At 40.5% G+C, this 16,957-nt stretch carries 19 protein-coding genes and 1 tRNA gene; 13 read left to right on the top strand and 7 right to left on the bottom strand.

Annotation, left to right across the window (positions count from 1 at the left end):
• Positions 1 to 69 precede the first annotated feature (69 nt).
• The 6 genes from AC13CS_RS05900 to AC13CS_RS05875 all read left to right on the top strand — a co-directional run bounded on the left by AC13CS_RS05900 (position 70) and on the right by AC13CS_RS05875 (position 4,276).
• Positions 70 to 1,881 carry a sodium:solute symporter family protein gene (locus AC13CS_RS05900; RefSeq protein ID WP_482888644.1) on the top strand — a complete coding sequence of 604 codons (1,812 nt, stop codon included), beginning with the start codon at positions 70 to 72 and terminating at the stop codon, positions 1,879 to 1,881.
• Between the two features lie 34 nt (positions 1,882 to 1,915).
• On the top strand, positions 1,916 to 2,113 hold the full coding sequence (locus tag AC13CS_RS05895; protein WP_482888643.1) for a hypothetical protein: 198 nt from the start codon (positions 1,916 to 1,918) through the stop codon (positions 2,111 to 2,113).
• Positions 2,114 to 2,122: 9 nt separating this feature from the next.
• Positions 2,123 to 2,941 (top strand): N-acetylglucosamine kinase, encoded by an 819-nt coding sequence (locus AC13CS_RS05890; RefSeq protein ID WP_482888642.1) that lies wholly within the window; start codon positions 2,123 to 2,125, stop codon positions 2,939 to 2,941.
• A gap of 361 nt (positions 2,942 to 3,302) precedes the next feature.
• Entirely contained in the window at positions 3,303 to 3,611 is a 309-nt protein-coding gene (locus tag AC13CS_RS05885; protein WP_293168469.1) for a hypothetical protein, read from the top strand.
• Positions 3,612 to 3,732: 121 nt separating this feature from the next.
• Positions 3,733 to 3,993, top strand: coding sequence for a type II toxin-antitoxin system ParD family antitoxin (locus AC13CS_RS05880; RefSeq protein ID WP_293168467.1), 261 nt, complete (start codon positions 3,733 to 3,735; stop codon positions 3,991 to 3,993).
• Positions 3,986 to 4,276, top strand: coding sequence for a type II toxin-antitoxin system RelE/ParE family toxin (locus AC13CS_RS05875; RefSeq protein ID WP_293168465.1), 291 nt, complete (start codon positions 3,986 to 3,988; stop codon positions 4,274 to 4,276). Before AC13CS_RS05880 ends, AC13CS_RS05875 begins: the two co-directional genes overlap by 8 nt.
• A gap of 36 nt (positions 4,277 to 4,312) precedes the next feature.
• On the opposite strand, the gene AC13CS_RS05870 is transcribed toward AC13CS_RS05875, so the two are convergent.
• From AC13CS_RS05870 to AC13CS_RS05860, 3 genes are all read right to left on the bottom strand, one after another.
• Positions 4,313 to 4,522, bottom strand: a complete 210-nt coding sequence (locus tag AC13CS_RS05870; protein ID WP_482888687.1) for a tyrosine-type recombinase/integrase — start codon at positions 4,520 to 4,522, stop codon at positions 4,313 to 4,315.
• A 100-nt stretch (positions 4,523 to 4,622) separates the two neighbouring features.
• Entirely contained in the window at positions 4,623 to 5,549 is a 927-nt protein-coding gene (locus AC13CS_RS05865; RefSeq protein ID WP_482888640.1) for a site-specific integrase, read from the bottom strand.
• 223 nt (positions 5,550 to 5,772) lie between these two features.
• A tRNA-Arg gene (locus tag AC13CS_RS05860) sits at positions 5,773 to 5,846 on the bottom strand.
• A gap of 64 nt (positions 5,847 to 5,910) precedes the next feature.
• On the opposite strand from AC13CS_RS05860, the gene AC13CS_RS05855 reads away from it, so the two are divergent.
• Positions 5,911 to 6,423 (top strand): adenine phosphoribosyltransferase, encoded by a 513-nt coding sequence (locus tag AC13CS_RS05855; protein ID WP_482888639.1) that lies wholly within the window; start codon positions 5,911 to 5,913, stop codon positions 6,421 to 6,423.
• Here AC13CS_RS05855 and AC13CS_RS05850 read toward each other — a convergent pair.
• From AC13CS_RS05850 to AC13CS_RS05840, 3 genes are all read right to left on the bottom strand, one after another.
• Positions 6,414 to 6,563 carry an SsrA-binding protein gene (locus tag AC13CS_RS05850; protein WP_482888638.1) on the bottom strand — a complete coding sequence of 50 codons (150 nt, stop codon included), beginning with the start codon at positions 6,561 to 6,563 and terminating at the stop codon, positions 6,414 to 6,416. The two genes, AC13CS_RS05855 and AC13CS_RS05850, sit on opposite strands and share 10 nt — an antisense overlap.
• 522 nt (positions 6,564 to 7,085) lie before the next feature.
• Positions 7,086 to 8,828, bottom strand: coding sequence for a M56 family metallopeptidase (locus AC13CS_RS05845; RefSeq protein ID WP_482888637.1), 1,743 nt, complete (start codon positions 8,826 to 8,828; stop codon positions 7,086 to 7,088).
• Positions 8,828 to 9,187, bottom strand: a complete 360-nt coding sequence (locus AC13CS_RS05840; protein WP_293168455.1) for a BlaI/MecI/CopY family transcriptional regulator — start codon at positions 9,185 to 9,187, stop codon at positions 8,828 to 8,830. Before AC13CS_RS05840 ends, AC13CS_RS05845 begins: the two co-directional genes overlap by 1 nt.
• 151 nt (positions 9,188 to 9,338) lie before the next feature.
• On the opposite strand from AC13CS_RS05840, the gene AC13CS_RS05835 reads away from it, so the two are divergent.
• The gene (locus AC13CS_RS05835; RefSeq protein WP_293168453.1) at positions 9,339 to 10,277 is read left to right on the top strand and encodes a calcium/sodium antiporter; all 939 of its coding nucleotides are present in this window, start codon (positions 9,339 to 9,341) and stop codon (positions 10,275 to 10,277) included.
• A gap of 61 nt (positions 10,278 to 10,338) precedes the next feature.
• Here the strand turns inward: AC13CS_RS05835 and AC13CS_RS05830 are convergent, their stop codons facing one another.
• The gene (locus tag AC13CS_RS05830; RefSeq protein ID WP_293168451.1) at positions 10,339 to 11,349 is read right to left on the bottom strand and encodes a glutamine synthetase beta-grasp domain-containing protein; all 1,011 of its coding nucleotides are present in this window, start codon (positions 11,347 to 11,349) and stop codon (positions 10,339 to 10,341) included.
• A 211-nt stretch (positions 11,350 to 11,560) separates the two neighbouring features.
• Between AC13CS_RS05830 and AC13CS_RS05825 the strand changes: the two genes are divergently transcribed.
• The 5 genes from AC13CS_RS05825 to AC13CS_RS05805 all read left to right on the top strand — a co-directional run bounded on the left by AC13CS_RS05825 (position 11,561) and on the right by AC13CS_RS05805 (position 16,944).
• Positions 11,561 to 13,747 carry a glutamine synthetase III family protein gene (locus tag AC13CS_RS05825; protein WP_482888635.1) on the top strand — a complete coding sequence of 729 codons (2,187 nt, stop codon included), beginning with the start codon at positions 11,561 to 11,563 and terminating at the stop codon, positions 13,745 to 13,747.
• 78 nt (positions 13,748 to 13,825) lie between these two features.
• Entirely contained in the window at positions 13,826 to 15,004 is a 1,179-nt protein-coding gene (locus AC13CS_RS05820) for an AIR synthase related protein (protein WP_482888634.1), read from the top strand.
• Between the two features lie 48 nt (positions 15,005 to 15,052).
• On the top strand, positions 15,053 to 15,493 hold the full coding sequence (locus tag AC13CS_RS05815; RefSeq protein ID WP_482888633.1) for a QcrA and Rieske domain-containing protein: 441 nt from the start codon (positions 15,053 to 15,055) through the stop codon (positions 15,491 to 15,493).
• A 21-nt stretch (positions 15,494 to 15,514) separates the two neighbouring features.
• Positions 15,515 to 15,952, top strand: a complete 438-nt coding sequence (locus tag AC13CS_RS05810; protein ID WP_482888631.1) for a thioredoxin family protein — start codon at positions 15,515 to 15,517, stop codon at positions 15,950 to 15,952.
• On the top strand, positions 15,949 to 16,944 hold the full coding sequence (locus tag AC13CS_RS05805) for an FAD:protein FMN transferase (protein WP_482888630.1): 996 nt from the start codon (positions 15,949 to 15,951) through the stop codon (positions 16,942 to 16,944). The genes AC13CS_RS05810 and AC13CS_RS05805 overlap by 4 nt, the downstream gene beginning before the upstream one ends.
• Positions 16,945 to 16,957 lie beyond the last annotated feature (13 nt).

The following is a 16,957-nucleotide window of genomic DNA, read 5'->3' as shown; positions in this document are numbered from 1 at the left end:
GCTCCCTGTCTTTTTTCTTATGAAAAAGAACAATAATCAACTCCAAAGCAACCTAGCCAAAAAATGAATATGATAACATTACGACCATTGGACTATGCCATAATCCTGACATTCTTTGCTATTACCCTCGGCATTGGCCTCTATGTATCCAAAAGCTCTGGCAAGAGCAGTTCGGAGTTTTTTCTTTCAGGTAGAACGATGCCGTGGTGGCTTTTGGGTATATCTATGGTCGCCACTACCTTTTCCACAGATACTCCTAATCTGGTCACCGATATTGTGCGGACCAACGGAGTGGCCGGCAATTGGGTCTGGTGGGCCTTTTTGTTGACGGGTCTTCTAACGGTATTTATATATGCAAGGTTGTGGCGGAAATCCAATGTCAATACCGATCTTGAGTTTTATGAGCTGAGGTACGGTGGGGCGGCAGCTAGATTTTTAAGGGGATTTAGGGCCATTTACCTTGGGGTGATCTTTAATGTGATAACTATGTCGGCGGTGACTCTGGCCGCTATAAAGATTGGCGGAATCATGCTCGGTATCGAGCCGTGGCAAACGGTCCTTATTGCAGGGCTGGTAACGGTCATTTTCAGTGCAATTGGGGGGTTCAAGGGAGTTGTGTACACGGACTTCATCCTCTTTTTCGTTGCAATGGGAGGGACCATAGGAGCAGCCTATTATCTGGTGAACATCCCTGAAGTTGGGGGCTTGGGAAACCTCCTGTCCAATCCGGATGTCAAGGATAAATTGAGAATGATACCTGAACTGGACGATACCGAAGCATTGATTACGCTGATTATTATTCCTTTGGCCGTACAATGGTGGAGTTCATGGTACCCAGGATCCGAACCCGGGGGTGGAGGATATATCGCCCAAAGAATGCTTTCCGCAAAAAATGGGAAGCATGCCATAGCGGCCACGTTCTTTTTCAATATCATGCACTATGCCGTCAGGCCTTGGCCCTGGATATTGGTGGCGTTGGCCTCTATCGTTGTGTTTCCGGACCTTCAGAGCCTACAACAGGCCTTTCCAATCATATCTGATAATAAACTTGGGCACGATCTTGCCTATTCGGCCATGCTAACCAGATTACCAACAGGACTTTTAGGGCTGGTGCTCACTTCCTTGGTTGCGGCCTATATGTCCACCATATCCACGCAGCTCAATTGGGGTTCCTCGTATATTGTATATGATTTTTATAAGGAAAGGATTAATCCAAAGGCATCGGAAAAACGATTGGTGGCGGTTGGAAGGATATCCACGGTGGTATTGATGGTGCTCAGCGCTACATTGGCCCTTTTGCTCCAAAATGCACTTCAGCTTTTTGAGATACTGCTCGTTTTTGGTGCGGGCACAGGGTTGATATTTATACTGAGGTGGTTTTGGTGGAGAATCAACGCCTGGAGCGAAATCACGGCAATGTTTGTCTCTGGGATACTTTCACTAGTGTTGAAGCTGACCCCTTTGGACGATTATTTGTTCGCTGGCGATGGCGGGCTGTTACCAAGTTGGTCGGAGTATCCCCTAGTGGTCTTTACCACCACATTGATATGGTTGGCAGCAACCTACCTTACCCGACCCGAGCAAGACGAGGTACTTTTGGGATTCTGTGAAAAAATCCGCCCAGGCGGTCCGGGATGGCGTAAAATAGCCCGCAAGGGCAAATCAGAAAGGGGTGTGTTGGAAAATGCTGAGAACTGGAGCGTTCCCAGTGGGATATTGGCGATGCTTTTAGGAACGGTACTGATTTATGCCTGCCTTTTTGCAGTGGGCTATTGGATATATGGCGAGTGGATGTTGGCAAGTGCTATGACCGTCCTAGCGGCAGTCTCGGCCGTATGCTTATTGCTTACGTGGAAGAAAATAGAAAAGATAATAGAATAGACCTTAAATTGATTTTATAAAAATGGAAATAGCTATGCAATCTATACGGCATAAACCAGCCGGAAGGTTTGAAGCCACGAGATATGAAAAGGTACACAATGTCATCTTCCAAGATTCCAAACAGGGATTATTACAGGTTGCCAAGGAAACCACAAAAAGATGCCAGTCTCTCAGTCTGGTAAGCTATGCAGCCATGGAGACTTTTGTGAGATATGACTTTTTTAAAGAATAGGATGCTAAGATGGTATTGATTGCAGACAGTGGATCCACCAAATGTGATTGGCATGTGTACAATACGTCTGGGGTCAGGTTATTTCAAAGAAGGACAACGGGTATCAATCCCATGATTCACTCGGATGATGACATAGAGGCAGTATTACAAGGGCTAAAAGAGCATCTTGAAGATGGGATTTCCCGAGTGGAGTTCTACTGTGCCGGGGGTAAAGATTACAGTTCACAACAAAGGTTGAGCCGAATATTTCAAAAATATTTCAACCACGCCCAAGTGCAAATAGCGGATGATCTGGGAATGGCCGTGAAGTGCACTAAGGGGAAACCGGGAGTGGTGTGCATTTTGGGTACGGGCTCGAACAGTTGTTTTTTTGATGGAACAGAGATTCACAAACGATTGCCCGATCTGGGATATCAGGTTATGGACCTGGGCAGTGGCAATTATTTTGGAAGGAAGTTGTTGCGCAGTTATGCTTATGGATATATGCCAAGTGATTTGATGAAAGAATTTGGGGACAGGTACGACCTTAAAGGTAAGGTTATACTACAAGAACTCTACCATGGTGAGAATCCGAGCTCCTATCTAGCCAACTTTGCCAAATTCATGATCGAGAACCATGGACATCCCTTCTTCTGGTCGATTATCGATGATGGGTTGGAAAAGGTCTTTGAGTATGTATTGGGACCTTATCAATATGAAATGAAGCGACACCCCTTGTACTTTATTGGTTCTATTGCTTTTCATTTACAAGACTTTTTAAGGGAGAAAGCAAAGGTGAAGGGATATGAAACAATTCATTTTATGGATAAACCGATTAAGTATCTATAAGTAGCATTACAGATTTATTAGGAATGTTACTTATAGATAGTTTATAAGTTTAACTAATTATTTTTACAATTGAAATGTAGCTCCCGGTACATTAGGGGTGCAGTTTGGTTTAATGCAGATGATTATTCCAAGCCCATACGCGCTGAACCCTTGCTCGAAACTTGACCTGAATTAATGCAATATTTCGGTCTTGACATTGGTTGCTGTTTTTGATTAACAACAGCGGTTATGGAGATGTTTGGTTTGACGAAAATTAAAAATTATGGATTAAAAAGGTTGAACTACAATGGTTCCTGCATAAAGCAATATTGGACTACTTCAAAGTTCAAATAAACGATAAACAACATTAAAAGAAAAGCGAATGGCAAACTGTCCTAAATGTAATAACCGATTACCTTTTCTTAAAGCTGGTTTACTATCAAGAGTTAGAAATAGGGTTGAATGTAGAAGTTGTAATACAATTTTAGAAGCTGACACATCTTTATCGAGTATTTCAGGCTTGATTGGTGGTCTAGGAGGAGCGCTTGTAATTTGGAACAAGGAAATTTTTGGTAATCAGTCACTATCATTGATAATGGCTATAGCTACTTCTGTAGTATTGATTATTGTTGCCATGTTAATTCAAAATAGATTTATTAAACTGAAAATCGTAGAAAATAAAGATCACTAAATTCAAAGTTCAAGTAAACGTTACCTAAAACATTCCTGATCTAATTCCCTTTGCCAAATTTTTAATAAATATGTGCCAATAATGTGTTAGAATGCGTATATTGTATGTAAATACTTTTATTATGGCAACAATCAGAAAATCATTAACCATAACTGCTGCCCAGGAAGAGTGGATTAAATTGCAAATCGAGAATGGTGGCTTCGCCAACGATAGTGAATACATGCGACATCTAATACGATTGGATGAGGAGCGCAATAGGGAGTTTCTAATCACTAAGGCGGCCATACAAGATGGTTATGATAGTGGCGTAAGTTCTAAAATCAGGTCTGTTGATGAAATTATTGAAGCTGCGATGGTTCGTAAAAAGAACAGAAATGCCTAGATATTATTTATCGTCCAAAGCGGATGACGATATCGATGATATAGTGGATTATACCTTGGAAACTTGGGGTGAATCACAGACGCATATCTATGTTACCGAATTATACCAATTTTTACAAACTCTGGCAGATAATCCCGATCTTGGTCGAAGTGCTTCAGAATTTGCGGCTCTACTTAGAAGATACAACTATAAGGCGCACACAATTTTTTACGAACCAACTGAAAATGGCATCTTCGTTGTTCGCATTTTAGGACAAATAAGAGATTTCAAAAGACATCTTTAACAGATATTTATCTGATTAAAAAGTATAAATAAACGATTATAGTTTTAGTTTGATTTTGAGTTTCTTTTGTAAGGCCAACATATCTTCTGATATTTTTTTGTCTAAAACACGAGCATAAATTTGAGTAGTAGCCAATTTGGTATGTCCTAGCATTTTGGATACGGTTTCAATTGGTACACCATTTGACAAAGTTACTGTTGTGGCGAATGTATGGCGTGCCATATGGAAGGTTAAATTCTTTTTGATTCCTACTGCATCTGCGATTTCTTTTAAATATAGATTGGTTTTTTCGTTGGTGATTTTCGGTAAAAGTGTTCCTGAGTGCGTTGTTACAGGGTGATCTTTGTTATTTGGTCAGGATATTTTTGGCCGGACCTAATAGTGGAACTCTGACCGAAGTTTTCGTCTTCAATCTTTTTGTGACGATCCAATTATTCCCATCCTTGCCAATAATTAGATTGTTGTTCGTTAACTCCATAATGTCTGAGTAACTGATTCCGGTATAACAGCTGAAAACAAAAAGATCCCTAACTCGATCTAGTCGTTCAATTAAGAAGTTATAGGTTTCTAAATTGTTTAGTTCGTTTGTACTTAAGAAATCTCTTTGTTTTTGTTCAAATGTTGGTTTCCAACGCAAAAAGGGGTCTCTTTCAATCCATTCCAGTTGATAAGCAAGATTGATTATTTTTCTAAGCCTTTGAAGATGCTTCATAACGGTGTTGTGGCTCATTGCCTTGGGATGGCCCTTTGGATAATAATTGACCAAAAACATTTCAAGATCTGAAATGAACTTGTAATTAAGCTGACGTAGATAAACATCAGTTGTTTTGAGATTTTTTTTCAGAAATCTGTTAATGTAATTCTCGGTGATTCCAAAATTTCGAATGGTGCCTGGAGCCAGAGTGTTTTCAATTTTTCTGTTATGGTATTCCAGTAATTCCAAAAGAGTTTTGGAGTTGATATTTTCACCGTGGTAAAGTGATTTGACCAATTGTGGCGTTATCAGTTCTCCCTTGTATTTTAAATCTTGGTAAATACTTAATAATCTTGCTTGAACAAGATTTAAATATCGATTGATTTCTTGTGGCTCTTTTGTTTTTCCTTTGACTTTTTTGTTTTGGTTATCCCAAAGGTCAATATCAATTTTTCTCTTGACACCAATATTGGCTCTTTTCCCATTTACGGTGATCCTTACAAAGATTTCCGCTTTATTGTTAATAGCTCGTGATTTGTTGATCCAGAATAGGATTGAAAAGGTGTGTGATGTTTTCATAGTTGTCATCTTATGGTTAAACGTTAAGATGAAAGTCAAATCAACTATGTGCCAGTGTTTTAGAGCTCCATTCGGTCAACAGTGTTGACGATTTGATTTTGTTGACCGATTTGCTACCGATTAATATGAAATCAAAACAAATTAAATGATACTCTAAAAATGCTGAAAACCTTACAGTTATAGATTCTGTAAGGTTTTCCGTTTGTTTGGCATTGCTGCCCAGTGACCGCGGCAGGATTCAAACCTGCAACCTTCTGAGCCGTAATCAGATGCGCTATTCAGTTGCGCCACGCGGCCTTATTTAAGGGCTGCAAATATATTTCTTTTTAACTTTACCACAAAACCCTAGCATACAAAAATAATGGATTTTACACACTACATTCGCGATATTGAGGACTTCCCTACGCCCGGTGTTGTTTTTAAGGACATAACCCCGCTGTTAAAAGACCCAAGCGCTCTCCAAAAGGCCGCGGATGCCCTGTTGGCTTTGGTGGGCAACACGAAAATAGACAAAGTTGTTGGGGTGGACAGCCGTGGGTTTATTTTTGCGCCCATGCTGGCCGAAAGACTTGGAGCTGGTTTTGTTACTGTCCGTAAGTCGGGAAAACTACCATATAAGACGATTTCCCAGTCTTACGATCTGGAATATGGTACTGGAACGTTGGAAATACATTCGGATGCCATAGAAAAAGGGGATAGGGTATTGGTGCACGATGATGTTTTGGCTACTGGCGGTACTGCCCAGGCCGTTTGTAAACTAGTTGAAAAATTAGGGGGAGAGGTGGTACAATGCAACTTTTTGATTGAACTCACCTTTTTAAATGGAGCTGAAAAAGTAAAAGGTTACCAAAAAGAGGTGCTTCTTCAATTTTGATCCAATGCTTTTTTGGTAACATAGTATCTCCAACCTATAATGGCCATTTGTAATTTAGATGCCTTGGAAAGATCCAAGCCCCTTTTAGAGTAGGAGGGAAGTACAGCTTTGTTGATTTTTGCCAAAATCTTGTAAAACATATAATTGCGTTGGTTTTGTGTAAATATAGGTAAAGCTGTTTACAAGGTAGCTTTATGAGTATTTATGTGAATAAAATCCTATGTTCTACATAAATATTATTGTTAAGAGTTGAACAAGAAGTGCAATGAAAAATTTTACGATTGCTATCATTTGATTGATTTTAGGTTTAAAAAAACTGTAACTTTTTTTATTGTTTCTTCGAATATATAATGATAAAAGTCATGCTTCCAAACAATTAGGCTAAAATCAATGTAATTGCATACGAGATTGTATCTCTAAAAACGTAATGCTTCTACAACTGTAAGTTAGTGCCTTAAAAAAAATAATGAATTGAAATCTATTTATGTTTTTTAACTAATAAAATGTTAGATATATAGGGGCATTTTGAGTTGTTTTTTGAAAAACAAGGGAGGTTTTGTTCAAAAATGTGCCCATTTTTAGGTTTTCGTTTGGCGACACAAAAAAGGAACCGTCTTTTAAGACGGCTCCTAGGACTATTCAAAAAAAAGATTATGATATAATCACTTACCTTTCTTGATGGTTATTTCAACAACCCCATTTTTAGCTTTTTTGCCATATTTGTCAATAGCTTTATCACCTTTTAAGACGGTCATGTTTTTTATATCGCTAGGCAATATCTTTTTGATATCCTTTGCCTTTGCTTTTTTACCGTCTACATAATAAAGCGGCTCGCCTTTGCCATCATTGTCTATAAAAAAGAAACTGGCATCGTCATCGTTGCTGATTACTTCAATGTCCTCATCGTCATCCAAATCTTTAATGATCGTTACATTGTTGTTTCTTTTTACTTCAATATCGTTGTCTTTATCGGTACTAAAAACCATCACATTGTTTTCTTCGCCTTTCTTTTCAATTTTTTTAATGCTAACATGTTTTATGTCCTCATCATCTTCAATATGTAGTTTTTCAGCTTCTTTGTCACTAAGCCTTTTACCGTCTATAATTACAACTTTTTCATTATCTACCTTTTTAATGATGACTTCGGTTTCATCATCGGTGGTCCAGGACCTCGTTCCTTTTATTTTATGGATGCTAACATTTTTCTTTTTGCCGGAATTCCAAAAGGAGACCACATTGTTTTCATCATCATAAATAACCGTTATAGGACCGATTGGGCCATCGGAATTAGTGCTGTAATTTCCGTTCACTTTTTTGTCCTCATCATTTTTACCGCTCAATTGCAGAGAAATCTCAATTATCTCTTTTGCATTATTTCTAACGGCTGTGAAACTGAAATCAATGCCATCTTTGGCTAAATCTTTTTTGATATTATCGAGTTTGGCATCCGATGTATTTTTATCTATGGTGAATTCAATTTTTTTGTTGTCTTTTGATTTTTTTTCGGTCATTGAGCTCCTGGCACTATCGGAATCCTTATACAGATAGGTTTCCTCAATACTGAAACTCACTAGAAGCAACCCCAACAACGGTGCTACGAGCAGGGTTTTTAGGACATTGATTTTTTTAGATTGATCTTGATTTAACATGACTATTCGTTTTTTGATTAATGAATTATAAAATGAATTGGCTAAAACGTATTCTTGTGTGTCTACCGCCTGTTTTAGCATTAGGTATTGGTAGGATTTTTTGTCTTCCGCATGTGCTATGGCAAAATGGTCTGCCAAGTATTCCAGGTTTTGCCTCACAGCACTTTTGTAGAGCCACAACACTGGGTTGAACCAGAAAACAATCTTTAAAACCTCAAGGAATAAGATGTCCAACGTATGGTATTGCCGGGCATGTACCTTTTCGTGTTCCAAAACCGAATGTAGTTCGTTGGGCTCAAAAAGTGTTGGATTATAAAAAATGTAGTTGAAGAAAGAGAAAGGGGATATCCGTTTTTCCGTTTCCAAGTGTAAAAAAGGACTTTCCTTTCTTTTATGGGCATTTTCGGCCAATTTTTTTAACGAAATCAATCTAATCATAAACTTTACCAACAAAATAGCACTTACTGCAATGTATAGGGTAAGGAGTATGTTTTCCGCAGTGAACAAACTACTTTCGGCAAGGGCTGAGGTAGCTTGAGCTCCCAACTCATCGGCCTGAATAAGTATGGGTTTGGAAACCACCACCGTTTTTTTGATTTTGATGAAGGGGAGTACAAAAGCGAGTATCAATCCCGATAACAAAAACATGCGGTTTTCCGTAAAAAGGGTTTCGCGCTTTAAAAAAATATGGTAAACCGCCAAAAAACCACCGGAGATAAGGGCGGATTGTAAAAAGTACATGAATATAGGTTCCATTATTTTTTCTTTTCTATTAGGTCAATGATCTCTTTGAGTTCTGCAATGGATATTTTTTCCTCTTGGGCAAAGTGGGAAACCAAGCTTTTAAAAGAGTCATTGTAATAATCTGCAATGGCTGAGTTCACATACTTTTTCCGGTAGTCCTCTTTACTTACTATTGGGAAATATCTATGGGTGTTGCCAAAGGCCTCATGATCTACGAACCCTTTTTCCTGAAGATTTCTAACAATGGTGGATAAGGTATTGTAATGGGGCTTTTCGCCCTGTATCTCCTCAAGTATTTCCTTTACAAAAGCTTTTTTTAGCTCCCAGAGGATTTTCATGATCTCCTCTTCCTTGTTGGTCAATTTTTGCATGATGTATTTGTTATCTGCCCAAACGTAATACTAATATTTTAGTTAGACAACTATTTTTATAGTTTATTAACTATTTTTGTAGTTTTTATTTTTGAAAGAACCTTCTTTGACCAGCTATTCTTCCCGTATCTTTGCGCAAAATTTTATTTTTTTGGGAAATCTACTCTTTATTGTTTTGGGATTGGTTCTGTTGATTGCAGGAGGGAATTGGTTATTAAAATCGGCAGTTGCTTTATCCTTGAGATTGTACATCCCCAAAATTATCATAGGCATGACGGTGGTTTCGTTCGCTACCTCAGCTCCAGAGCTTATTGTTAGTGTAAAAGCTGCTTTGGATGGTTTCCCGGACCTTTCTTTGGGAAATGTGGTAGGTTCCAATATTGCCAATCTAGGATTGGTTTTGGCAATCACCATAATTATGGGAAGCATAAATGTACGGAAGAGTTTTTATACCACCGATTGGCCTGTAATGATGTTTGCTTCGCTTTTGTTCTGTGGTTTTATCTATTTTGATGGAGAGCTCCAGCAATATGAAGGGATTATTCTTGTGTCCCTTTTATTTGTGTTCTTGGTGTACCTACTTAGATTTCAAAAAACAGCGGTTGAGGACGAAATGCCCGAAGATGATGTGCCGCTACCATTATATAAGATTGCACTTTTTTTGGGAATTGGCGGGACGGCACTTTGGGGAGGTTCCGAATTACTTATAAATGGGGCCGTGGGTCTTGCATCCTCTTTTGGGGTAAGTGATCGTGTAATTGGAATAACCATTGTTTCCGTAGGAACAAGCATCCCTGAACTGGCAGCATCCATAATAGCGGTGCTAAAGAAAGAAAAGGCTATATCTTTGGGGAACTTGATAGGTTCCAATATTTTCAATTTGTTGGCCGTTTTGGGAATTACCTCGATAATTACTCCGATAACCGTTATGGACGAAGGATTGTTGTCCAGCGATATTTTTTGGATGTTGGGGATTTCTTTCCTTATCCTTCCTTTGGTGTTCTTCCCAAAAGGACTGCGCTTGGGGTGGAGAGATGGATTGATACTCTTAACATTTTATGCCACCTTTATCTATTTTACCATAAAATAAAAACCGCCCCACAAAACGGGACGGTTTTCACCTATAATCAACAACTAATTTATATACATACTTATACTACTGCGGATTTAACCGTTTTCACGATTACGGCCGCCACCTTGTATGGGTCTGCGTTAGAAGCAGGTCTTCTATCTTCCAACCATCCTTTCCAACCTTTCTCTACGGTCATAATTGGAATTCTGATGGAAGCACCTCTATCGGATACACCATAGCTGAAATCTGTAATAGAAGCAGTTTCGTGCTTCCCTGTCAAACGTTCATCATTGTACTCACCGTAAACTGAGATGTGCTCTTTGGTTACAGGGCGGAAAGCCTCACATACTTTTTCGTAAGTTTCTTTGGAACCACAAGTTCTCAACAAGGTGTTGGAGAAGTTGGCGTGCATACCGGAACCGTTCCAGTCACCTTTAATAGGTTTTGGGTGGTATTCAATGTAGTATCCGTAACTTTCTGTCAATCTTTGTAGCATGTAACGAGCTACCCAGATTTCATCACCGGCTTTTTTGGCACCTTTGGCGAACAATTGGAATTCCCACTGTCCGGCAGCCACCTCTTGGTTGATGCCCTCGAACTGTAGCCCAGCATCCAAACAAAGATCGGCATGCTCTTCAACAAGGTCTCTTCCCCATGTGTTTCTTCCACCAACGGAGCAATAGTATAGTCCTTGAGGGCCTGGATAACCACCCACAGGGAATCCTAATGGCAGACCCGTAGCAGTATCCATAATAAAGTATTCCTGCTCAAATCCAAACCAGAAATCATCATCCTCATCGTCAATAGTAGATCTGGAGTTGCTCTCGTGCGGGGTTCCGTCAGGATTCAACACCTCAGTCATTACCAAATAACCATCTCTTCTTGCAGGATCTGGGTAAATGGCAACAGGCTTCAACAGGCAGTCAGAAGAACCGCCTTCGGCTTGTTTGGTGGATGAACCATCGAAGGACCACATGGGGCAGTCTTCCAATTTGCCACTAAAATCCTCTTCTATTCTAGTTTTGCTTCTAATGTTGGCCGTTGGTTCATAACCATCCAACCATAGATACTCTAATTTAGATTTGCTCATAATTCTGGTAGTTAATCGTTCTCAATTTTATGATTCACAAAAATAGGTTTTTCATTTTATTATCAATGTTTTATGGGGGTAAAATCACAAATTTGAACCTATTATTTATATTACCCCTGTTTTATTTAGGGCAGAATGAAAAAAAAGTAATTTTTGCAGTATATTTTATTAAATTGTTAATTGTAGATTTGAAAATTAAATATTATTGAAAATGCCTAAAACACGATTCCAAGCCTTGGTAGAAAGCCGCAACAGGGAATATGCCACTATTAATGAAACAGGGAAAAGATCCGACCTGTTCGGTAAGCATGTTTTTAACGAAGAAAAAATGCTGCAATTTTTGACAGCAGAAGCCTTTGATAAAGTAAAATCAGCCATTTATCAAGGAAATAAGATCGACAGAAAGATTGCCGACCAAGTGGCCGAGGGTATGAAAGCTTGGGCACTGTCCATGGGGGCCACACATTACACACATTGGTTCCAGCCATTAACAGGGGCCACCGCAGAAAAGCACGATGCATTTTTTGATATCCTTCCCGACGGAAGGGCCATGGAGAAGTTTGGGGGCGCACAATTGGTGCAGCAAGAACCCGATGCTTCCAGTTTTCCGAGTGGGGGAATCAGAAACACTTTTGAGGCACGCGGCTATACGGCTTGGGACCCGACCTCTCCAGCATTTATCTACAAGACAACCCTATGTATACCTACCATTTTTGTAGCTTATACCGGGGAGGCACTGGACAATAAAGCGCCATTGTTGAGGGCGTTGCAAGCCATAGATCAGGCTGCCACAGGCGTAGCGCAGTATTTTGATAAGAATGTAAGAAAGGTGCATGCCACACTAGGGTGGGAGCAAGAATATTTTTTGATTGATAAATCATTGGTGAATTCCCGTTTGGACCTTTCCGTGACAGGGCGGACTCTGGTAGGTAATTTTTCGGCCAAGGGACAACAACTGGATGACCACTATTTTGGTGTGATACCGGCAAGGGTCTTAGGTTTTATGAGTGAACTGGAAAAGGAATGTACCAAACTTGGAATCCCTGTAAAAACGCGCCATAATGAGGTGGCGCCAAACCAATTCGAACTTGCCCCGGTTTTTGAAGAAGCCAACCTCTCCGTGGACCATAATTTATTGTTGATGGACGTGATGGAGGAGATAGCCGACAAGTACAACTTTTCCGTATTGTTCCACGAAAAGCCATTTGCCGGCATCAATGGGTCGGGGAAACATAATAACTGGTCGTTGGGAACCGATACGGGCGTGAATCTGTTGAGTCCAGGTACCACCCCCATGAAGAACCTTCAGTTTTTGACTTTCTTCGTGAACACCATCAAAGCGGTGGATACCTACGAGGAATTGTTGAGAGCCTCCATAGCTTCGGCAAGTAACGATCACAGGTTGGGTGCCAATGAAGCACCGCCACCTATTATTTCCATCTTTATAGGACAACAATTGAGCGATGTGCTGGACGAACTCGAAGGGGTTTCCAAAGGAAAATTGTCCCCTCAGGAAAAAACAGAGCTCAAACTTAACGTAGTAGGTAAGATTCCGGAGATATTATTGGACAATACGGACAGGAACCGTACATCGCCATTTGCGTTCACCGGAAACAAGTTTGAGATGAGGGGGGTAGGCTCCAAGATGAACTGTGCCAAGCCCATGACCACGCTCAACACCATCGTTGCCAAACAGCTTACCGACTTTAAAAAAGAAGTGGATACGCTGATTGACAAGAAAAACCTGAAAAAGGACGAAGCAGTGTTCAATGTGCTTCGAGAATACATAAAAACCTCCAAGCGCATCCGTTTTGAAGGAGATGGTTACGGTATTGAATGGCAAGAAGAAGCAAGAAGGCGAAAACTGAGCTTCAATAAAAATACACCGGAGGCACTCCAAGTAATCACATCAAAGGAAAGCTACGAGCTCTTTAAGCAAATGGGCGTGATGAACGAAGTGGAGCTCAAGGCCCACAAAGAGGTGGAATTGGGCGCTTATATTTTCCATATTCAGATAGAAGGTCGTGTATTGGGCGAAATGGTTTACAACCACATCATTCCCGCTGCGATCAAGTACCAAAACATGTTGCTGGAGAACATTCATGGGTTAAAAGAGGTCTATGGAGCGGCGCACAAGAAAGTGGCCGAAGGCCAATTGAACATTCTGGAACAGATCGGAGAGCACATTGTGGACATTAAAAAACTTACCGATGAAATGGCGGATGCCAGAAGGCGAGCCAACGGCATGTCCGTAGTGGACAAAAAGGCCCAAGCCTATTGCAATAATGTGAAACCGTATTTTGATAAAATCCGTGAACATTCCGATAAATTGGAGAAACTGATCGCGGATGAATTTTGGCCATTTACCAAATACAGGGAAATGTTGTTTTCCAAATAGTACAATACCCAAAAGGAAAAGACGGAAAGCATATCAATAATTTGATGGCTTTCCGTTATTTTTGCCCAAACCATTTATATGTCATCGGATACCAGTAAAAGATATGCCCAAAGAGGTGTTTCGGCCTCCAAAGAAGATGTGCACAACGCAATCAAGAATATAGACAAAGGACTTTTCCCCAAAGCCTTCTGCAAAATTGTACCCGATTATTTAACAGGTAGCGAGGACCATTGTTTGGTAATGCACGCCGATGGTGCAGGTACCAAATCTTCCTTGGCATACATGTACTGGAAAGAAACAGGCGATGTTTCGGTTTGGAAAGGCATTGCCCAAGATGCACTTATTATGAATGTGGATGACCTGATTTGTGTGGGTGCCACCGATAACATTCTGCTGTCATCGACCATTGGGCGGAACAAAAATTTGATTCCCGGTGAAGTAATTTCGGCCATCATTAATGGTACCGAAGCGCTTATTTCCGATTTGGACAAGCATGGCATTACCATCCGTTCCACGGGAGGTGAAACTGCTGATGTGGGCGATTTGGTAAGAACCATTATCGTTGATTCCACGGTAACGGCCCGAATGGAACGAAAAAGCGTGATAGATAACGCCAATATTAAAGCTGGAGATGTGATCGTTGGCCTAGCTTCATTTGGAAAGGCGACTTATGAGACCGAATACAACGGTGGTATGGGCAGCAACGGATTAACATCTGCCCGGCACGATGTGTTCTCCAAATACCTAGCTGAAAAATACCCGGAAAGCTTTGATGCATCGGTTCCGGAAGAATTGGTGTATTCCGGAAACACAAAACTCACAGATGCGGTGCCCGATTCTCCGTTGGATGCTGGGAAATTGGTGCTGTCCCCAACTAGAACTTACGCACCCATTATTAAAAAAGTACTGGAAAAATATACTTCCAAAGAAATACATGGCATGGTGCATTGTAGCGGAGGTGCCCAGACCAAGATTCTTCATTTTGTAGAAAACCTTCACATCATCAAGGACAATATGTTTGCGATTCCGCCCTTGTTCAAACTGATTCAAGAACAATCAGGTACCGATTGGAAAGAGATGTACCAGGTTTTTAACTGTGGACATCGAATGGAACTATATGTGAATGAACAGGTTGCAGAAGAAATCATCTCCATTTCCAAAAGTTTTGATGTGGATGCCCAGATTATTGGTCGTGTAGCATCCGCTAGCAGTAAAAAGTTGACTATCCAAAGCCCGTACGGCAAGTTTGATTATTAACATACGATTTACCTTGAAATAGCGTTCTTGTAATAAACCTCCCACGCTATGGAAAGAAAAGAGTTTCTGCGGAGTTTGGGTGCAGGCGCAGCCTTTGCACTTACATTCCCCTGTTTACAAGGGTGTTCCAAGGATGATGTGAACGGTGATATAGTGGAAGAGCCCACAGGTGTCGACTTTACCGTAGACCTTAGCTCGCAAGAAGCTCAAGCTTTGGCTTCCAATGGAGGATTTATATTAAAAAACTTAGTGGTTATAGCTAAAAATTTAGAAGGCGAATATGTGGCGGCAAGTCAGGTTTGCAGTCATCAATCATATGATCAAGTGCGATTTGTAGATCAAAGTGGCGGTATTTTTTATTGCGATGTACATGGTTCAAGGTTTGGTCAGGATGGAACCCCGCTAAATCAGGTTGATGGAACCCCGGCCAAGGCACTGACAGTTTACAATACGGAACTCGATGGCTCCATTTTACGGGTTTATGAATAGTTTTTTGGAATCCCAAATCGAATGAAAAAATTAATCTACATACTCCTATTCGCTAGCTGTGGTATGCTTCAGGCACAACAATGGCAAGAAAATTTTGATGATGCCCTTACCAAGGCCTCAACCGAAGATAAACCTATTGTTTTGGTCTTTTCTGGTTCGGATTGGTGTGCACCATGCATCCGTTTAAAAAAGCATATTTTTGATAGCGAGGAATTTAAAGCCTATGCCTCTGAGCATTATGTGATGTATGATGCAGATTTTCCCCGTAAAAAGAAAAATCGACTACCCGAAGAAAAATTAAATACAAACAAGTCCTTGGCCGAAAAGTATAACCCAAAGGGTTATTTCCCATTGGTTGTGGTAATGGACAAGAACCAAAACGTTTTGGGCACCACAGGTTTTGTGGCCCGAACGAGTCCCGAAAAATATATCAGAACACTTAACAAATTTCTAAAATGAAAAGCCTTATAGCCTTTATCTGCAGTTTTTCTTGCCTGCTGTCGTTTGGGCAGTCGAGGCAAACAGATGTCACTGTAAAAAAGAGCCTAAAACTAATGGGTACCCGGTTCGAGATTACAGTAGTGGCACCGAACGAGGATATTGGCTACATCAATATAGACGAAGCTGTATCGGAAATTGAGCGTATAGAAAAAATCATCTCATCATGGGACAAGGACTCCGAAACATCTTTAATCAACAATAATGCAGGGATCAAACCTGTGAAGGTGAGCCAAGAATTGATGGATTTAATAGAACGTTCCATCAAAATATCGGAAATAACAGATGGAGCCTTTGATATTACCTATGCCTCCATGGACGAGGTTTGGAGGTTTGATGGGACCATGGATAAAATTCCTTCAGAAGAAAAGATTAAAAAATCCATTGCAAAGGTCGGATATCAAAAAATACAGTTGGATCAAGATAACCAAACCGTTTTTTTGCCCGAAAAAGGAATGTGCATTGGATTTGGTGCTATCGGAAAGGGGTATGCTGCAGATAGGGCCAAAGAACTCTTGGTATCCAAAGATGTGAAAGGAGGAATCATCAATGCTTCGGGCGACCTTACCACATGGGGCACCAAAGTTACAGGTGAAAAATGGTTGGTAGGTATTGCAAACCCATTGAGCAAGGATAAAGTGTTCAGTTGGTTGCCTATAATAGAATCTTCCGTGGCTACTTCGGGCAATTATGAAAAATACATAGAGCACGACGGAAAAAAATATTCGCACATCATTGACCCGCGAACAGGATACCCTACCACAGGTATTAATAGCGTATCGATTTTTGCAAAACAAGCTGAATTGTGCGATGCCCTCGCTACCGCAGTTTTTATAATGGGCAGGGACATTGGCCTGCACATGATCAACCAGATTGATGGAGTAGAGGCAGTTGTGGTGGACTCCGAAAATAAAGTCCATAAAAGTTCAGGCGTCATGTTCGATACGAATTAGTACATTTAATAAA

The sequence above is a fragment of the Flagellimonas sp. B-3 genome, assembly GCF_056857835.1.
This window is presented reverse-complemented; position numbering and strand designations above follow the sequence as displayed.

Excerpts from the sequence above, each read along its gene's own strand:
- AC13CS_RS05900 (WP_482888644.1), top strand. The coding sequence starts at position 70 with ATGATAACATTACGACCATTGGACTATGCCATAATCCTGACATTCTTT.
- AC13CS_RS05850 (WP_482888638.1), bottom strand. The coding sequence starts at position 6,563 with ATGTTTTACAAGATTTTGGCAAAAATCAACAAAGCTGTACTTCCCTCC.
- AC13CS_RS05840 (WP_293168455.1), bottom strand. The coding sequence starts at position 9,187 with ATGCAAAAATTGACCAACAAGGAAGAGGAGATCATGAAAATCCTCTGG.
- AC13CS_RS05825 (WP_482888635.1), top strand. The coding sequence starts at position 11,561 with ATGCCTAAAACACGATTCCAAGCCTTGGTAGAAAGCCGCAACAGGGAA.
- AC13CS_RS05890 (WP_482888642.1), top strand. The coding sequence starts at position 2,123 with ATGGTATTGATTGCAGACAGTGGATCCACCAAATGTGATTGGCATGTG.
- AC13CS_RS05830 (WP_293168451.1), bottom strand. The coding sequence starts at position 11,349 with ATGAGCAAATCTAAATTAGAGTATCTATGGTTGGATGGTTATGAACCA.
- AC13CS_RS05895 (WP_482888643.1), top strand. The coding sequence starts at position 1,916 with ATGCAATCTATACGGCATAAACCAGCCGGAAGGTTTGAAGCCACGAGA.
- AC13CS_RS05865 (WP_482888640.1), bottom strand. The coding sequence starts at position 5,549 with ATGAAAACATCACACACCTTTTCAATCCTATTCTGGATCAACAAATCA.
- AC13CS_RS05855 (WP_482888639.1), top strand. The coding sequence starts at position 5,911 with ATGGATTTTACACACTACATTCGCGATATTGAGGACTTCCCTACGCCC.
- AC13CS_RS05880 (WP_293168467.1), top strand. The coding sequence starts at position 3,733 with ATGGCAACAATCAGAAAATCATTAACCATAACTGCTGCCCAGGAAGAG.
- AC13CS_RS05845 (WP_482888637.1), bottom strand. The coding sequence starts at position 8,828 with ATGGAACCTATATTCATGTACTTTTTACAATCCGCCCTTATCTCCGGT.
- AC13CS_RS05885 (WP_293168469.1), top strand. The coding sequence starts at position 3,303 with ATGGCAAACTGTCCTAAATGTAATAACCGATTACCTTTTCTTAAAGCT.
- AC13CS_RS05810 (WP_482888631.1), top strand. The coding sequence starts at position 15,515 with ATGAAAAAATTAATCTACATACTCCTATTCGCTAGCTGTGGTATGCTT.
- AC13CS_RS05805 (WP_482888630.1), top strand. The coding sequence starts at position 15,949 with ATGAAAAGCCTTATAGCCTTTATCTGCAGTTTTTCTTGCCTGCTGTCG.
- AC13CS_RS05820 (WP_482888634.1), top strand. The coding sequence starts at position 13,826 with ATGTCATCGGATACCAGTAAAAGATATGCCCAAAGAGGTGTTTCGGCC.
- AC13CS_RS05815 (WP_482888633.1), top strand. The coding sequence starts at position 15,053 with ATGGAAAGAAAAGAGTTTCTGCGGAGTTTGGGTGCAGGCGCAGCCTTT.
- AC13CS_RS05875 (WP_293168465.1), top strand. The coding sequence starts at position 3,986 with ATGCCTAGATATTATTTATCGTCCAAAGCGGATGACGATATCGATGAT.